Source organism: Mycobacterium sp. NGS50, assembly GCF_059812545.1.
Genome location: NZ_JCALCW010000008.1, coordinates 13,659 through 28,118 on the forward strand (window position 1 = coordinate 13,659; position 14,460 = coordinate 28,118).

13 protein-coding genes are annotated in these 14,460 nt (G+C 70.4%); 1 reads left to right on the top strand and 12 read right to left on the bottom strand.

Annotated elements, in window-relative coordinates:
* Positions 1-67 precede the first annotated feature (67 nt).
* The 12 genes from AC5Y36_RS07545 to AC5Y36_RS07600 form a co-directional block, all read right to left on the bottom strand.
* Positions 68-1,267 carry an argininosuccinate synthase gene (locus AC5Y36_RS07545; RefSeq protein WP_500040249.1) on the bottom strand — a complete coding sequence of 400 codons (1,200 nt, stop codon included), beginning with the start codon at positions 1,265-1,267 and terminating at the stop codon, positions 68-70.
* Positions 1,268-1,302: 35 nt separating this feature from the next.
* Positions 1,303-1,812 carry an arginine repressor gene (locus AC5Y36_RS07550; RefSeq protein WP_500040250.1) on the bottom strand — a complete coding sequence of 170 codons (510 nt, stop codon included), beginning with the start codon at positions 1,810-1,812 and terminating at the stop codon, positions 1,303-1,305.
* Entirely contained in the window at positions 1,788-2,714 is a 927-nt protein-coding gene (gene argF, locus AC5Y36_RS07555; protein WP_500040251.1) for an ornithine carbamoyltransferase, read from the bottom strand. The genes AC5Y36_RS07550 and argF overlap by 25 nt, the downstream gene beginning before the upstream one ends.
* Positions 2,714-3,931 (bottom strand): acetylornithine transaminase, encoded by a 1,218-nt coding sequence (locus AC5Y36_RS07560; protein WP_500040373.1) that lies wholly within the window; start codon positions 3,929-3,931, stop codon positions 2,714-2,716. The genes argF and AC5Y36_RS07560 overlap by 1 nt, the downstream gene beginning before the upstream one ends.
* A gap of 110 nt (positions 3,932-4,041) precedes the next feature.
* A complete protein-coding gene (argB, locus tag AC5Y36_RS07565) occupies positions 4,042-4,917 on the bottom strand; it encodes an acetylglutamate kinase (RefSeq protein WP_500040252.1) in 876 nt (291 codons plus the stop codon).
* Positions 4,914-6,110 (bottom strand): bifunctional glutamate N-acetyltransferase/amino-acid acetyltransferase ArgJ, encoded by a 1,197-nt coding sequence (gene argJ, locus AC5Y36_RS07570; protein WP_500040253.1) that lies wholly within the window; start codon positions 6,108-6,110, stop codon positions 4,914-4,916. Before argJ ends, argB begins: the two co-directional genes overlap by 4 nt.
* The gene (gene argC / locus AC5Y36_RS07575; protein WP_500040254.1) at positions 6,107-7,150 is read right to left on the bottom strand and encodes an N-acetyl-gamma-glutamyl-phosphate reductase; all 1,044 of its coding nucleotides are present in this window, start codon (positions 7,148-7,150) and stop codon (positions 6,107-6,109) included. The genes argJ and argC overlap by 4 nt, the downstream gene beginning before the upstream one ends.
* Positions 7,151-7,199: 49 nt before the next feature.
* Positions 7,200-7,655 carry a hypothetical protein gene (locus tag AC5Y36_RS07580; RefSeq protein WP_500040255.1) on the bottom strand — a complete coding sequence of 152 codons (456 nt, stop codon included), beginning with the start codon at positions 7,653-7,655 and terminating at the stop codon, positions 7,200-7,202.
* A gap of 152 nt (positions 7,656-7,807) precedes the next feature.
* Entirely contained in the window at positions 7,808-10,306 is a 2,499-nt protein-coding gene (gene pheT / locus AC5Y36_RS07585; protein WP_500040256.1) for a phenylalanine--tRNA ligase subunit beta, read from the bottom strand.
* Positions 10,306-11,349 (bottom strand): phenylalanine--tRNA ligase subunit alpha, encoded by a 1,044-nt coding sequence (pheS, locus tag AC5Y36_RS07590; protein WP_500040257.1) that lies wholly within the window; start codon positions 11,347-11,349, stop codon positions 10,306-10,308. The genes pheT and pheS overlap by 1 nt, the downstream gene beginning before the upstream one ends.
* 101 nt (positions 11,350-11,450) lie before the next feature.
* On the bottom strand, positions 11,451-12,236 hold the full coding sequence (locus tag AC5Y36_RS07595; protein WP_500040258.1) for a rhomboid-like protein: 786 nt from the start codon (positions 12,234-12,236) through the stop codon (positions 11,451-11,453).
* A 9-nt stretch (positions 12,237-12,245) separates the two neighbouring features.
* Complete coding sequence (locus AC5Y36_RS07600) at positions 12,246-13,142, bottom strand: adenylate/guanylate cyclase domain-containing protein (RefSeq protein ID WP_500040374.1); 897 nt, start codon at positions 13,140-13,142, stop codon at positions 12,246-12,248.
* 225 nt (positions 13,143-13,367) lie between these two features.
* Here AC5Y36_RS07600 and AC5Y36_RS07605 point away from each other — a divergent pair, with 225 nt between their 5' ends.
* A complete protein-coding gene (locus AC5Y36_RS07605) occupies positions 13,368-14,411 on the top strand; it encodes an oxygenase MpaB family protein (protein ID WP_500040260.1) in 1,044 nt (347 codons plus the stop codon).
* Positions 14,412-14,460 lie beyond the last annotated feature (49 nt).

The window sequence follows — 14,460 nt, forward strand, 5'->3', positions numbered from 1 at the left end:
TCCACGACGCCCCGCCGGCGTGTCGCGTCGTGAGAGTCCGCCTCGCGGGCAGGTAGGTGGCCGAAACTCACGAGCCCAGGTCCCGGCGGGCGGCGATCTTCGAACTGAGGCCGTGGATCTGGACGAAGCCGCGGGCCGCGGTCTGGTCGAAGGTGTCGCCCTCGTCGTAGGTGGCCAGGTTGAAGTCGTACAGCGACTCGGCGCTGCGGCGCCCGTTGACCGCGATGTGGCCGCCGTGCAGCACCAGCCGGACCTCCCCGGAGACCCGCGCCTGGGTGTGCGCGACGAACGCCTCCAGCGCGGACTTCAACGGCGAATACCAGAGGCCGTCGTACACCAGTTCGGCCCACTTCTGGTCGGTGTGGCGCTTGAACCGGCCCAGCTCACGCTCCAGCGTCACGTGCTCGAGCTCGGTGTGCGCGGTGATCAGCACCATCGCCCCGGGGGCTTCGTAGATCTCCCGGCTCTTGATGCCCACCAGCCGGTCCTCGACGACGTCGAGGCGGCCGACGCCCTGCGCTCCGGCGCGCCGGTTGAGCTCCTCCACCGCCTGCAGCACGCTCACCGGCCGCCCGTCGATGCTGACCGGAACCCCGCGCTCGAAGCCGATGATGACCTCGTCGGGCACCCCCCAGTTGACGGTGGGGTCCTCGGTGTAGTCGTAGACGTCCTTGGTGGGGGCGTTCCACAGGTGTTCCAGGAAGCCGGTTTCCACGGCACGGCCCCACACGTTCTGGTCGATGGAGAACGGCGAACGCTTGGTGACGTTGATCGGGATGGCGTTCTCCTCGGCGAACGCGATGGCCTTCTCCCGGGTCCAGGCGTAGTCCCGCACCGGTGCGAGCACCTGCAGATCCGGTGCCAGCGAGGCGAATCCGACCTCGAAGCGGACCTGGTCGTTGCCCTTGCCGGTGCAACCGTGCGCGACGGTCCCGCCGCCGTGCTCGCGGGCGGCGGCCACCAGGTGCTTGACGATCAGCGGCCGGCTGATCGCCGACACCAGCGGGTAGCGGTCCATGTAGAGCGCATTGGACTGAATGGTCGGCAGGCAGTATTCGTCGGCGAACTCGTCGCGGGCGTCGACCACGACCGCTTCGACGGCGCCGCAGTCCAGGGCCCGCTGGCGCACCACGTCCATGTCCTCGCCGCCCTGGCCGAGGTCGATGGCGACTGCGACCACTTCGCGGCCGGTCTCTTTGCCGATCCAGCTGATTGCCACCGAGGTGTCCAGACCACCGGAATACGCCAGGATGACGCGCTCGGACATGAATTGATCTCCTTGTTTCGGGGTCTACTTGAGGTTTACTTGAGCGTTTCCAGGGTGGTGACGAGCTCGGCGCCGGTCATCGGCTCGCGAGCTGCCACGAAAATGGTGTCATCCCCGGCAATGGTGCCGACGACGTACGGTAGCGCGGCCCGGTCGATGGCACTCGCCAGATAGTCCGCCGCACCCGGCGGGGTGCGCAACACCGCCAGATTGCCGCTGGCGTCGGCAGACACCAGCAGCTCACCCAGCAGCCGCGCCACCCGTTCGGTGCCGCCGCTGACGCCGCGCACCGGGCTGCCGTCTTCGGGGATGATGTAGCCGCCGGCTCCCCCGCCCGCACCGCGCAGTTTCACCGCGCCGAGTTCTTCCAGATCCCGCGACAGCGTGGCCTGGGTGACCTCGATGCCGTCGGCGGCCAGCAGCGCGGCCAGCTCGGTCTGGCTGCGCACCGGCGCCGAGGACAGCACCTCGACGATGCGGGCTTGGCGGCCCACCCGGGTGATGCCGCTGTCGGGTCGGGTCACCGGGATCGCTCCAACAGCCACACCAGCAGCGCCTTCTGCGCATGCAGCCGGTTCTCGGCCTCGTCCCACACCGCGCTGTGCGGCCCGTCGATCACCGCGTCGGTGATCTCGTCGCCGCGGTGCGCCGGAAGGCAGTGCAGCACCGTCACATCCGAATCGGCGAGGGCGACGAGCTCGTCGTTGATCTGGTAGGGCCGAAACGGCGCGACCCGGTCCAGGCCGTCGTCCTCCTGGCCCATCGAGGTCCAGGTGTCGGTGACCAGCACGTCGGCGCCGGCCGCGGCCTTGCCCGCGTCGGCGGTGAGCGTGACCGAGGCCCCGGTGTCGGCGGCGCGCTGTTCGGCGGCGGCGACCACCACGGGGTCCGGGGTGAAACCCTGCGGTGCGGCGACGGTGACGTGCACGCCGGCGGTGACGCCGCCGAGCATCAGCGAGTGCGCCATGTTGTTGGCGCCGTCACCGAGGTAGGTCAGTCGCAGCCCCTTGAGCGCTCCCTTGCGTTCGGCGATGGTCTGCAGGTCGGCCAGCACCTGGCAGGGGTGGAACTCGTCGGAGAGCGCGTTGACGATCGGCACCGACGCGGTGCCGGCCATCGCGGTCAGCCGGTCCTGGGCGAAGGTGCGCCACACGATGGCGTCGACGTAGCGCGACAGCACCCGCCCGGTGTCCTCCAGGGTTTCGTCGCGACCCAGCTGGGTGGAGCGGCCGTCGACGACGACGGCGTGCCCGCCGAGCTGCGCAATGCCGATCTCGAAGGAAAACCGGGTGCGGGTGGAGTTCTTGTCGAAGATCACCGCGACCCCGCGCGGGCCCTCCAGTGGCCGGCGGGAGAACGGAGACTTCTTCAGTTCCGCTGCCAACGCCAGGATTTCGGCCTGCTCGGCGGGACTGACATCGTCGTCGCGCAGGAAGTGGCGGGTCATTATGAGACCTCCAGGATGCCCGGCAGGGCGGTCAGGAAGCTGCCGATCTGCTCTTCGCTGATGATCAGCGGCGGGGCCAACCGAACCACGCCGGGTGCGGCGGCGTTGACCAGGAAGCCGGCGCTGCGGGCCGCCAACTCGACGTCCTTGGCCTTCGGCGCGGTGAGCACGACGCCCTGCAGCAGCCCCTTGCCCCGCACGTGATCGACCAATGGGTGGTGCAGTTCCTCGATGCCGTGGCTCAGGGTCTTGCCCAACATCCCGGCCCGCGCGATGAGATCGCCGTCGGCCAGCGCCCGCAGCACCGCGAGGGCGGCCGCGGTGCAGACCGGGTTGCCGCCGAAGGTGCTGCCGTGGCTGCCCGGCGTCAGCAGGTCACCGGCCGCGCCGACGGCCACACACGCTCCGATCGGCAGGCCGCCGCCCAGGCCCTTGGCCAGCGTGACGATGTCCGGGGTGATGCCGTCGTGCTGGTGGGCGTAGAAGGCTCCGGTGCGCCCGATCCCGGTCTGCACCTCGTCGAACACCAGCAGCGCACCGTGCGCGGCGGTGATCCCGCGAGCCTCGGCCAGGTAGCCGGCGGGTGGGACGACGACGCCGCCCTCCCCCATGATCGGTTCCAGGAACACCGCCGCGGTGTCCGAATCAACGGCGGCGGCAAGTGCTTTGGTGTCGCCGTAGGGCACGTGGGTGACGTCACCGGGCAGCGGCTCAAACGGCGCCCGCTTGTCGGGCTGACCGGTCAGTGCCAGTGATCCCATGGTCCGGCCGTGGAAGCCTCCCTGGGCGGCTACGACTTTCGTCCTGCCGGTGAGCCGGGTCATCTTGAAGGCCACCTCGTTGGCCTCGGTGCCCGAGTTGCAGAAGAAGACCCGGGCCGGTGCGCCGAGATGCGCGGTGAGCGCCTCGGCCAGCGCGATGCCCGGTTCGGTCGCATACAGGTTCGAGGTGTGCCCCAGCGTGTTCAGTTGGGTGGTGACGGCCTCGATCACCGCCGGGTGCCGGTGGCCGAGCACGTTGACCGCGATACCGCCGAGCAGGTCGAGGTACTGGCGCCCCTCGGTGTCGGTGACCACCGCACCGTCACCGCTGGCCAACGCGACCGGCGGGGTGCCGTAGTTGTTCATCATCACCGCCGACCAGCGGTCCTGCAGGCTGACAGGCTGGTCGGGTCGCGACCCGCTGCGCCCGGCTTCGCCGCGCTTGCGATCGCTCATCTGCTGGTCGGGTCGCGACCCGCTGCGCCCGGCTTCGCCGCGCTTACGATCGCTCATCTGCTGGTCGGGTCGCGACCCGCTGCGCCCGGCTTCGCCGCGCTTACGATCGCTCATGCGTTCACCACCTTGGTTCCGGTGCCGGCGTCGGTGAACAACTCGACCAGGACGCAGTGTTCGACCCGGCCGTCGATGATGTGGGCGCTGGGTACGCCGCCGGTCACCGCACGCAGGCAGGCTTCGACCTTGGGAATCATGCCGGACTCGAGCTTCGGCAGCAGCTGCGCCAGGGTGGCGGTATCGATCTCGCTGACCAGCGATTCGCGGTCGGGCCAATCGGTGTAGAGGCCGTCGACGTCGGTGAGCATCAACAGTTTCTCGGCGCCCAGTGCTTCGGCCAGTGCCGCCGCGGCGGTGTCGGCGTTGATGTTGTGCACCACACCGTCCGGGTCAGGGGCCAGTGTCGACACCACCGGAATCCGGCCGGCGGCAATGAGATCGCGCACCGCGGCGGTGTTGACCTGGTCGACGTCGCCGACCAGTCCGATGTCCGTGACGACCCCGTCGACGGTGACGCTGCGGCGCACCGCGGTGAACAGTGCCGCGTCCTCTCCGGTGATGCCGACCGCGTACGGCCCGTGCGCGTTGATCAGGTTCACCAGCTCGCGGCCGACCTGACCGAACAGCACCATGCGCGCCACGTCGAGCACTTCCGGTGTGGTGACCCGGAAACCGCCCTTGAAGTCGCCTTCGATCCCGAGCCGTTTGAGCATGGCGCTGATCTGCGGGCCGCCACCGTGCACCACCACCGGGTGGATGCCGCAGTTGCGCAGGAACGCCATGTCGGCGGCGAACGCGTGCTTGAGCGTGTCGTCGGTCATCGCGTTGCCGCCGTATTTGACGACGACGATCGTGCCGTGCAGCTGCTTGAGCCACGGCAGGGCTTCGGCCAGCACCCGGGCTTTGACGGTGGTAGTCAACTCGGTCATGAGGAATACGCCGAGTTCTCTTCGACGTAGCCGTGCGACAGATCCGTGGTGCGGATCATCGCCTCGCCGCCGCCTTGGTGAAGATCCACCACGACGTGGATGTCGGCGCCGGACAGGTCGACCTCGCGGGCGCCGGGCACCTGCGCGCCATCGCGGAACACCGGTGAACCGTTGAACGACACGGTGATCCGGTCCGGGTTGATCTCGAACGGCGCCATGCCGACCGCGGCCAGCACCCGTCCCCAGTTCGGGTCGGAGCCGAACAGCGCGGTCTTGACCAGGCTGTCTCGGGCGACCAGTCGGGCGGCGACCAGCGCGTCGTCCTCGGAGCCGGCGCCGGTGACCGTGATACTGGCCCGCTTGGTGACCCCTTCGGCGTCGGCCTGCATCTGCGCGGCCAGGTCGTCGCAGGCCCGCAACACCGCGTCGTCCAGGTCCGCCTGGCTGGGCGCGACGCCGCTGGCACCGGAGGCCAGCAGCAGCACCGTGTCGTTGGTGGAGCAGCAGCCGTCGACGTCGAGCCGGTCGAAGGTCCGCGCAGTGGCCCGGCGCAGCGCCTGGTCCAGCGCGGCGGCGTCGGCCACCGCGTCGGTGGTGATGACCACCAGCATGGTGGCCAGCGACGGCGCGATCATCCCCGCGCCCTTGCCCATGGCGCCCACCGTCCAGTTGTCCGAGTGATGCAGCGCAACCTGTTTCGGGACGGTGTCGGTGGTCATGATGGCCCGGGCGGCTTCCTCGCCGCCGGTCAGGCCGCCGGCCATCTCGTGCACCAGGTTCTCCACGCCGGTCAGCACCTGCGGCATGGGCAGCCGGTCGCCGATCAGCCCGGTCGAGCAGACCGCGACCTCGACCGCTCCGGTCTCGGTGCCCCAGCCGCTCAGCGCGGCGGCGACCGCCTCGGCGGTGGCGTGGCTGTCCTGGAAGCCGCCGGGCCCGGTGCAGGCGTTGGCTCCCCCGGAGTTCAGCACCACCGCCCGCAGCCGTCCGGTGGTCAGCACCTGCCGGCTCCACAGCACCGGCGCGGCCTTGACCTGGTTGCGGGTGAGCACCCCCGCGGCCGCATAGTCCGGGCCCTCGTTGAAGACCAGCGCCAGGTCCAACGCCCCGGACTTCTTGATGCCGGCCGCAATTCCGGTGGCCCGGAACCCCTCCGGCGCGGTGACGCCCTGCGTGCGCACCATCCGAATCATGGCGCCACCCCCACAGTCGACAGCCCCTCGGTTTCCGGCCAGCCCAACGCCAGGTTCATCGATTGGACCGCGGCGCCGCCGGTGCCCTTGACCAGATTGTCGATGGCCGCGATCGCGATGAACGTCCCGGCGTCCTGATCGACGGTCACCGCCAGGTGCGCGGCATTGCTGCCGATCACCGATCCGGTCTTGGGAAGCTGCCCCTCCGGCAGCAGATGCACGAACGGCTCGCTCTGGTAGGCCTTTTCGTAGACGGCGCGCAGCTCGTCGACCGATGCCGTGGTCTTGGCCGTGCAGGTCGCCAGGATCCCCCGTGACGCCGGAATCAGCACCGGGATGAACGCGACGGTGACGTCGCGATGGGTGACCGCCCGCAACCCCTGGCCGATCTCGGGGGTGTGCCGGTGCAGGCCGCCGACGTTGTAGGCCCGCGCCGAGCCCATCACCTCCGAGCCGAGCAGATCGGTTTTCGCGGCCCGCCCGGCACCGGAGGTGCCGCTGACCGCCACCACCGTGACGTCGGGCTCGATCAGTCCACCGGCCAGCGCGGGCAGCAGCGCCAGCAGGGCCGCGGTCGGATAGCAGCCCGGCACCGCGATCCGGCGCGCATCCCGCAACAGGTCCCGCGCGCCGGGCAGCTCGGGCAGCCCATACGGCCAGGTGCCGGCGTGCGTCGAGCCGTAGAACCGTTCCCAGTCGGTCGCCTGGTTTAGCCGGAAGTCGGCCCCGCAGTCCACGACCAGGGTGTCGGGTCCGAGTTGTTCGGCCAGCACCGCCGAATGTCCGTGCGGCAGCGCGAGGAACACCACGTCGTGCCCGGCCAGCACCTCGAGTTCGGTCGGCTCGACCACCCGGGCCGACAGCGGCACCAGGTGGGGGTGCTGTTCGCCGATGGTGCTGCCGACGCTGGTCGCCGCGGTCAGCGCACCGATCTCCAACCGGCCCGCTGCGTAGGCGGGATGCCCGAGCAGCAGTCGCAGGATCTCACCGCCGGCATAGCCGCTGGCACCCGCCACCGCTACCCGTATCGCCTCAGCCATGGCCGTCATTCTGTATCCTTATACGGATTAATGCAAATTAATTCAGTGCTTAGTGCTCGTCCATCGGGATCACATCGAAGTCCTTGGTGCCGGTGACGGCCGCCCCGGTCTGCGGCGTCACCGCCACGGTGATCGTGTACGTCCCCGGCGCATGCACGGTCAGCGACTCGGCGCCGGCGACACCGGTGCCTTGGCTGCAGGAATCACTGTGCGAGGTATTGGTGTAGCCATTGGGCCCGGTGGTGGTCATGACCACGGTGCACTCGTGGCCGAAGACTTGCGTTGCGTTCGCCGACGACGCCCAGCCGTACGCCACGTTCACGAACGGCTCGTTCCAGGAGTAGACCTGGCGCAACTGGTAGTGATCTGGGCCGATCCGGCCGCCACCCTGATCCGTCGTGGTGATCTCGACTTTGTCGATCGCACCCGGCCCGGCGCTGGTCGTGGTGGTGAGGGCGGGGGTGGTGGTCGCCGCGGATGTGGATGCGGCCGCAGTGGTGGTCACGGTCACCGTCTCGGTCACCGGCGCGGCGGGGTGACCCCCGGAGCAGCCGGCCGTGGCAAGGCACCCTAGTAGCGCGCCGGCAGCGCGCCATCCGACCACACGACCCATCGCGGTAACACCTCTCCGATTCAGCACGGGGGCAACGAAATCCATCAGCTCCGCAGCGCCGCGCCGAGGCGCTCGGCGGCGCAGGCCACCGCGGCGTCGCGAGCAGCGCTGGCCTCGTCTTCGGTCAGGGTGCGGTCGGCGGCGCGGAATCGCAGCGCAAAGGTCAGCGACTTGTGGTCCGCACCGACCTGCGGACCGGTGTAGACGTCGAACAAGACGACCTCCTCCAGCAACTCCCCCGCCCCGTCGCGCACCGCGTCGAGCACCGCCTTCGCCGCGACGTCGGCGGGCACCACCAGGCTGAGGTCCTGGAACACCGCCGGGTACGGGGACACCGTCGGTGCGGGGAGCGCGGTGCTCAGCGGCACCGCGTCGAGGTTCAGCTCGACCGCACAGGTGCCCTTGGGCAACCCGGCCCGCTCGACCACCGCCGGATGCAGCTGCCCGGCGTGGCCCACGACGACGTCGCCGATCAGCACCTCGGCGCAGCGCCCCGGATGCCAGGGCAGATACGCCCCCGCCCGCAGCGTGACGTCGACGCCGCCGGCGCGCGCGATGATGCGCACCGCTTCGAAGGCGTCGGCGGCCTGCACCGGCCGGCCCGGCCCCCACGGCCCGCGCGGTTCACGCAGTCCGGTCAGGACCGCGGCGACATGCCGGGGCTGGCGGGGCAGCGAGGCGTCCAGCGCGGCCAACTGCTCGTCGGTGGGCCGGCGGTCGACCGGGATGGGATCGATGCCGCGGGTCTGCTCGGTCGGTTGGACCACCTGGGCGATGGCGAACAGCGCCACATCCACCGCACCGCGGGATACGTTGCGCACCAAGCTTTCCAGCAGCGCCGGCAGCAGCGTGGTGGCCAGCGCGGGGCGGTCGGCTTCCAGCGGGTTGAGCACCCGGGTGGTGCGCCGGCGCGGGTCGTCGGCCGCCAGCCCCCAGGTGTCGAAGACGCCGGCCGGCAGGAACGGGCCGGCCAAAACCTCGACGTACCCGGACAGGGCGAGCCCCCGCCCGATGCTGCGGCGGCGTTTCTGCTCCGGCGTCAGGCCGCGGCCGGCGGGCGCCTGGGGCACCACCGACCCGATCTGGTCGTAGCCCTGCAACCGCATGACTTCTTCGACCAGGTCGGCGGGCTGTTGCAGGTCGGGTCGCCAGCTGGGGGGTGTGACGGTCAGGGTGGCGTCGGCGGCGGCCTCGACCACCGCGCCGATCTGCTCCAGCCGCCGGCGGGTGGTGCCGTCGGGATAGGCGACCCCGGCGATCCGGTCCGGCAGGTCCGCGGCGATGGTGATCGGCGGCTGCGTCCACCCGGTTCGGGGCGGATCCCCGGTCCAGTCGGTCAGCGCCGGTTCGGCGGTGCCGCCGGTGATGTCGGCGAGCAGCCGGGCCGCCCGGTCCAGGGCCGCCAGCGAGATCGCCGGGTCGACGCTGCGCTCGTAGCGGCGCCCGGCCTCGCTGGTCAGGTGCAGGCGGCGCTGGGTGCGTGATACCGCGGCCGGATCCCACACCGCCGACTCCAGCAGCACGTCGGTGGAGTCGTCACGCATCTCGGTGGTGCCCGCGCCCATCACCCCGCCGATCGCCGCGGTGGCGACGTCGTCGACGATCAGCACGTCGCCGGCGTTGAGCCGGCGCTCGACGTCGTCGAGGGTAGTGACCAGCTCGTCGGGGCGGGCGAAGCGGACCTGCAGCCCGCCGGTGATCCGGCCCTGGTCGTGGGCGTGCATCGGGTGGCCGAGCTCGAGCATCACGTAGTTGGTGACGTCGACGGCCGGCGAGATGGCGCGGATGCCGCTCAGCATCAGCCGGCGCTGCAGCCACCACGGGGACACCGCCGCCGGGTCGATGCCGGTCACCGGGCGCACCGCGAATCGCTGCACCCCGGTGCCGGGCTGGATCGTCAGCGGCCACGCCTCCCGGTCGACGGGCAGCGGCGGCACCACGTCGCTGGAGGCCGGGTCGACGAAGTCCAGGTCGTAGGCGCAGGCGATGTCGCGGGCCAGGCCGCGCACCGACAGCCCGTAGCCGCGGTCCGGGGTGATGGCCAGGTGATACACCACGTCGTCGAGGCCGAGCACGCGTACCGCATCGGCGCCGGGTTCGGCGGTGCCCTCAGGCAGCACCAGGATGCCGGCGGAGTCGGCGCTCAGGCCGAGTTCGGCCGTCGAGCAGATCATCCCGTCGGAGGTGCGGCCGTAGGTTTTGCGAGCGGCGATGGTGAAGCCGCCGGGCAGCGTGGTGCCCGGGAGCGCGGCGACGACCAGCTGACCGACCGCGAAGTTGGTGGCGCCGCAGATGATGTCGCGCGGTTCGGGTTCGCCGACGTCAACCCGGCAGGCCCGGATCGGCTTCTTGAAGTCGGTGAGTTCCTCGATCTCGACGACGCGCCCGATGGTGAGCGGGCCGGTCACCGGGCCCACCGCGATGGTGTCCTCGACCTCGTGGCCGATCCGGATCAGGGCCTGCTCCAGGTCGTGCGGCGACGCGTCGAATCCGGGCGCGCCGGCGGCCACGACCTCACGCAGCCAGCTGTACGGCAGCCGCATCAGGCACCCACCCCGAACGGCAGCGAGAACCGCACGTCGCCCTCGACCATGTCGCGCATGTCCGGGATTCCGTTGCGGAACTGCAGGGTGCGTTCCAGGCCCATGCCGAAGGCGAACCCGGTGTACTGCTCGGGGTCGATGCCGGCAGCGCGCAGCACGTTGGGGTGCACCATGCCGCAGCCGCCCCACTCCACCCAGCCGGCGCCGCCCTTCTTGCCGGCGAACCAGATGTCGACCTCGCCGGAGGGTTCGGTGAACGGGAAGAAGTGCGGCCGGAACCGGGTGCGGGCCTCCGGCCCGAATTCGGCGCGGGCGAACGCGTCCAGCGTGCCGCGCAGGTGCGCCATGGTCAGGCCGCGGTCCACCGCGAGGCCTTCGACCTGGTGGAACACCGGGGTGTGGGTGGTGTCGAGTTCATCGGTGCGAAACGCCCGCCCGATGGACACGACATACACCGGCAGCTCGCGGGCCAGCAGGGCCCGCATCTGCACCGGCGAGGTGTGGGTGCGCAGCACCTGGCGCGATCCCTCGGGGGCGACGTGGAAGGTGTCCTGCATGCTGCGCGCCGGGTGGTCGGCCAGGAAATTCAGCGCATCGAAGTTGAAGTGCTCGGCTTCGAGTTCCGGGCCCTCGGCGAGTTCCCAGCCCATCGCGATGAAGGTGTCGGCGACCCGGTCGGCCAGGATGGTGATCGGATGGCGCGCACCGACCGGCTGACGGGTGGACGGCAGGGTGACGTCGATGCGTTCGGCGACCAGCACCGCGGCGTCGCGTTCGGCGCGCAGCGCGGCCAGCCGTTCGTCGTAGGCCTGCTGGGCGGCGCCGCGGGCGGCATTGATCCGCTGACCGGCATCTGCCCGGTCTTCCTTGGGCAGGCTGCCCAACGCCCGCCGGGCCAGGGCCAGCGCGGAATGGTCGCCCAGATACTCGGTCTTGGCCCGCGCCAGCGCGTCGAGGTCGGCGGCGGCAGCGAAGGCGTCCCGGGCCGCACCGACCGCTGTGGCCAGAGCTTCCTCGGACAGATCGACGGGCTGATCGGCCACGCGGCGACGTTCTCCTCAAACGGGTCGGAAAGCGGCACGAGTGTGACGCAAGTGCCGATCATAAGTGGTGACGGGCCGCAACCCGATGGGCGGTCCGGGCGTCAGCCCACCAGGGCGGGGGCGGTCGCCATCTGCGGCCGCACCCAGCGGCGGCGGGCGATCCGGTCGGCCAGCAGTGCGCCGACGGTGCCGAGCCCGATCCCGGCCAGCACCGAGACGCCGGTGTGCGCCAGCACCACGAAGCCGAACGCCGCGGAAACCGCCAGCAGCGCGTAGCGCACCCGGGTCCAGCGGGCCGGGCGCGCCAGCCGGCCGGCCACCAGCATGCCCAGCAGCAGCGCCACCGCGTGCCCGACGTCGGTGAAGGAGCTGCACAGCGCGGCCGTGCCCAGCGCTACCGACACCCACCAGCCGATCCAGGCCGGCCGCCAGCGCTTCGGGATCGCCGTGGTCAGCCCGCCCAGCACCGCGGCCGCGCCGTAGCTCATGCCGACGTCACGGGCCAGCGCGATCGACATCGGCATCCAGCCCAACTTCAGCGCCGCGGCCAGGCCGGTCGCCACCAGCAGCGTCGCGCCGACGTGACCGGTGACGAAGACCAGCATCAGCCGGCCGCCGCGCCACAGCAGTTCGGCCAGGGCCAGCAGGCACACCAGGCTCGGCAGCCAGACGTAGATCGGGCCGTCGTCGGCGACGAACGCGCTGCCCAGCAGGGTCGCCAGATGTCCGTGGCTCAAGTTGTACAGGTTGGTGCTGACGTTGGAAACGACCTGGTCGCGCACGTCGGGGCCGAGCACCAGCAGCGTCATGGCCACCGTCAACAGGGCCGTCGCATAGCCGAGCGTCACCCGCACCCGCGCAAGCCGAGATAACAATTCGATAAACATCGGCTTCTACTATGCCTCGGATGCCCGGTCGGTGGATTGCCGGGTCCCTGGAAACTCTCTATGAGTTTCGAGCCGGTACATCACCAGGTCCGGGGGAACGCCGCTGGGTTTGGCGCCGAACCGCTGCCGGCGGGCCCGCTTGGCGACCACCCCGAGGGACTCCAGGTCGGCCTGATCGATCTGGTCCAGCGTGGCCCCGGATACGACGATGCCGCCCCGGGTCGCGCGCTCCATCACCCGTGCGGCGACGTTGACGTCCACGCCGAGCCAGTCCGAACCCAGCCGCTGCGGTCGGCCGGTGTGGATGCCCACCCGCATGCGGGGGGTGTAGCCGTCGACGTCCACCGACCTGATGGCGTCCTGGGCGGCCAGCACGGCCCCGACCGCGACCAGCGGGTTGCGGAACACCGCCATGATGCCGTCGCCCATCCGCTTGACGATGTGACCGCCGGCGTCGAGCAATGGTGACTCGACGGCCTGCGCCACCCGGCGCAGCAGCTTGAGCGTGGCTTCGTCGCCGGCGTCCAGCGACCACGACGAGAAACCGACCAGGTCGGTGAAGACCAGGGTGACCTCGGGGTTGGCCGGGCGTCGCGACACCCGCTCGGTCAGCGCCTGCCACACCTGCAGCGCGCCCAGGCTGACCTCGCGCGAGGCGGCGCTGCGGTCACCGATCAGGCGGTCGGCGGCGCGGGCGGCGGCCTGCGGGCCGCTGTCACCGGCGGTGGACAACGGATCGCCGAATTCGGGGTCGCCGGGCAGCACCCGCCGAAACCGCCGGATCGCGTCGATCACGCCGGGGCTGCTGTTGGTGCTGCGCAACCAGTCGGCGACGCCGGCCAGCGACAGCGCGGGACGCGGCGACTCGGGGGTCGGATCCGGCACCGTAGCCGCCTCCTTGGACATGCCGGTGGGCTCAAGGTCCACCTGCGACAGGGTATGTGGCCTGCACCGACACCGGCAACGACCACCGAAGTGGTGTCCGCCACGCCGATCCCCCAAAAGACCAGGTCACAACCGTACAACGAGAAGGGGCCGTCCCAGAAACGGGGCAGGCGACGCGCCGCTGAAACTGTCGACAACACGCGTTGTCATCATTATCGTGGAGGCATCGGGAAGCAGGAGGCTGTGATGACCGCATCGTCAACGACGACGACCTCAGCAAAAGTGTCGCGCCACATCAACCCGGAGCCGCTGGGCCCCGATTCGCTGACCTGGAAGTACTTCGGTGACCTGCGCACCGGATTGATGGGTATGTGGATCGGCGCCATCCAGAACATGTATCCCGAGCTGGGCGCCGGGGTCGAGGAACATTCCATCCTGCTGCGCGAACCGCTGCAGCGGGTGGCCCGTTCGGTGTACCCGATCATGGGCGTGGTCTATGACGGCAACCGCGCATCGGCGACCGGCGAGCAGATCAAGAACTTCCACCACACCATCAAGGGGGTGGACGCCGCCGGGCAGCGCTATCACGCCTTGAACCCCGAGACGTTCTACTGGGCGCACGCCACCTTCTTCATGCTGGTGATCAAGGTGGCGGAGTATTTCTGCGGCGGGCTGACCGAGGCCGAGAAGCGGCAGCTGTTCGACGAGCACGTGCAGTGGTACCGGATGTACGGGATGAGCATGCGCCCGGTGCCCGACTCCTGGGAGGAGTTCTGCGAGTACTGGGATCGCAAGGGCCGCGAGGAGTTGGAGATCAACCAGGCGACGCTGGACATCTTCCAAATGCGGATCCCCAAGCCGAAATTCGTGTTGATGCCCACCCCTGTCTGGGACCAGCTGTTCGAGCCCTACATGGCCATCCAGCGCTGGATCGCCGCCGGATTGTTCGAGCCGCCGGTGCGCGAAAAGGCGGGCATGCGCTGGACGCCCGGCGACGAGGTGCTGCTGCGGATGCTCGGCAAGGCCGTCGAGTTGGCGTTTTTCGTGGTGCCCGACGAGATCCGGCTGCATCCGCGCGCGCTGGCCGGTTACCGCCGTGCGCAGGGCCGGATTCCCGACGACGCACCGCTGGTGGAGGCACCGGGGTTCATGGCGCCGCCGTCAGACCGCCGCGGGTTGCCGATGCACTATTTCCCGCGGCGCAAATCGCTGATCGAGCGCGCCGGGACGCTGGTGCACACCACGTTGTCGCTGGCCGGAACGCGGGCCTCGCGCGGCAAAGCAGCGTGACGGTCCCAACGACTCGCATCGAGGGCCCAGCCGGCGGATCACGGGACCG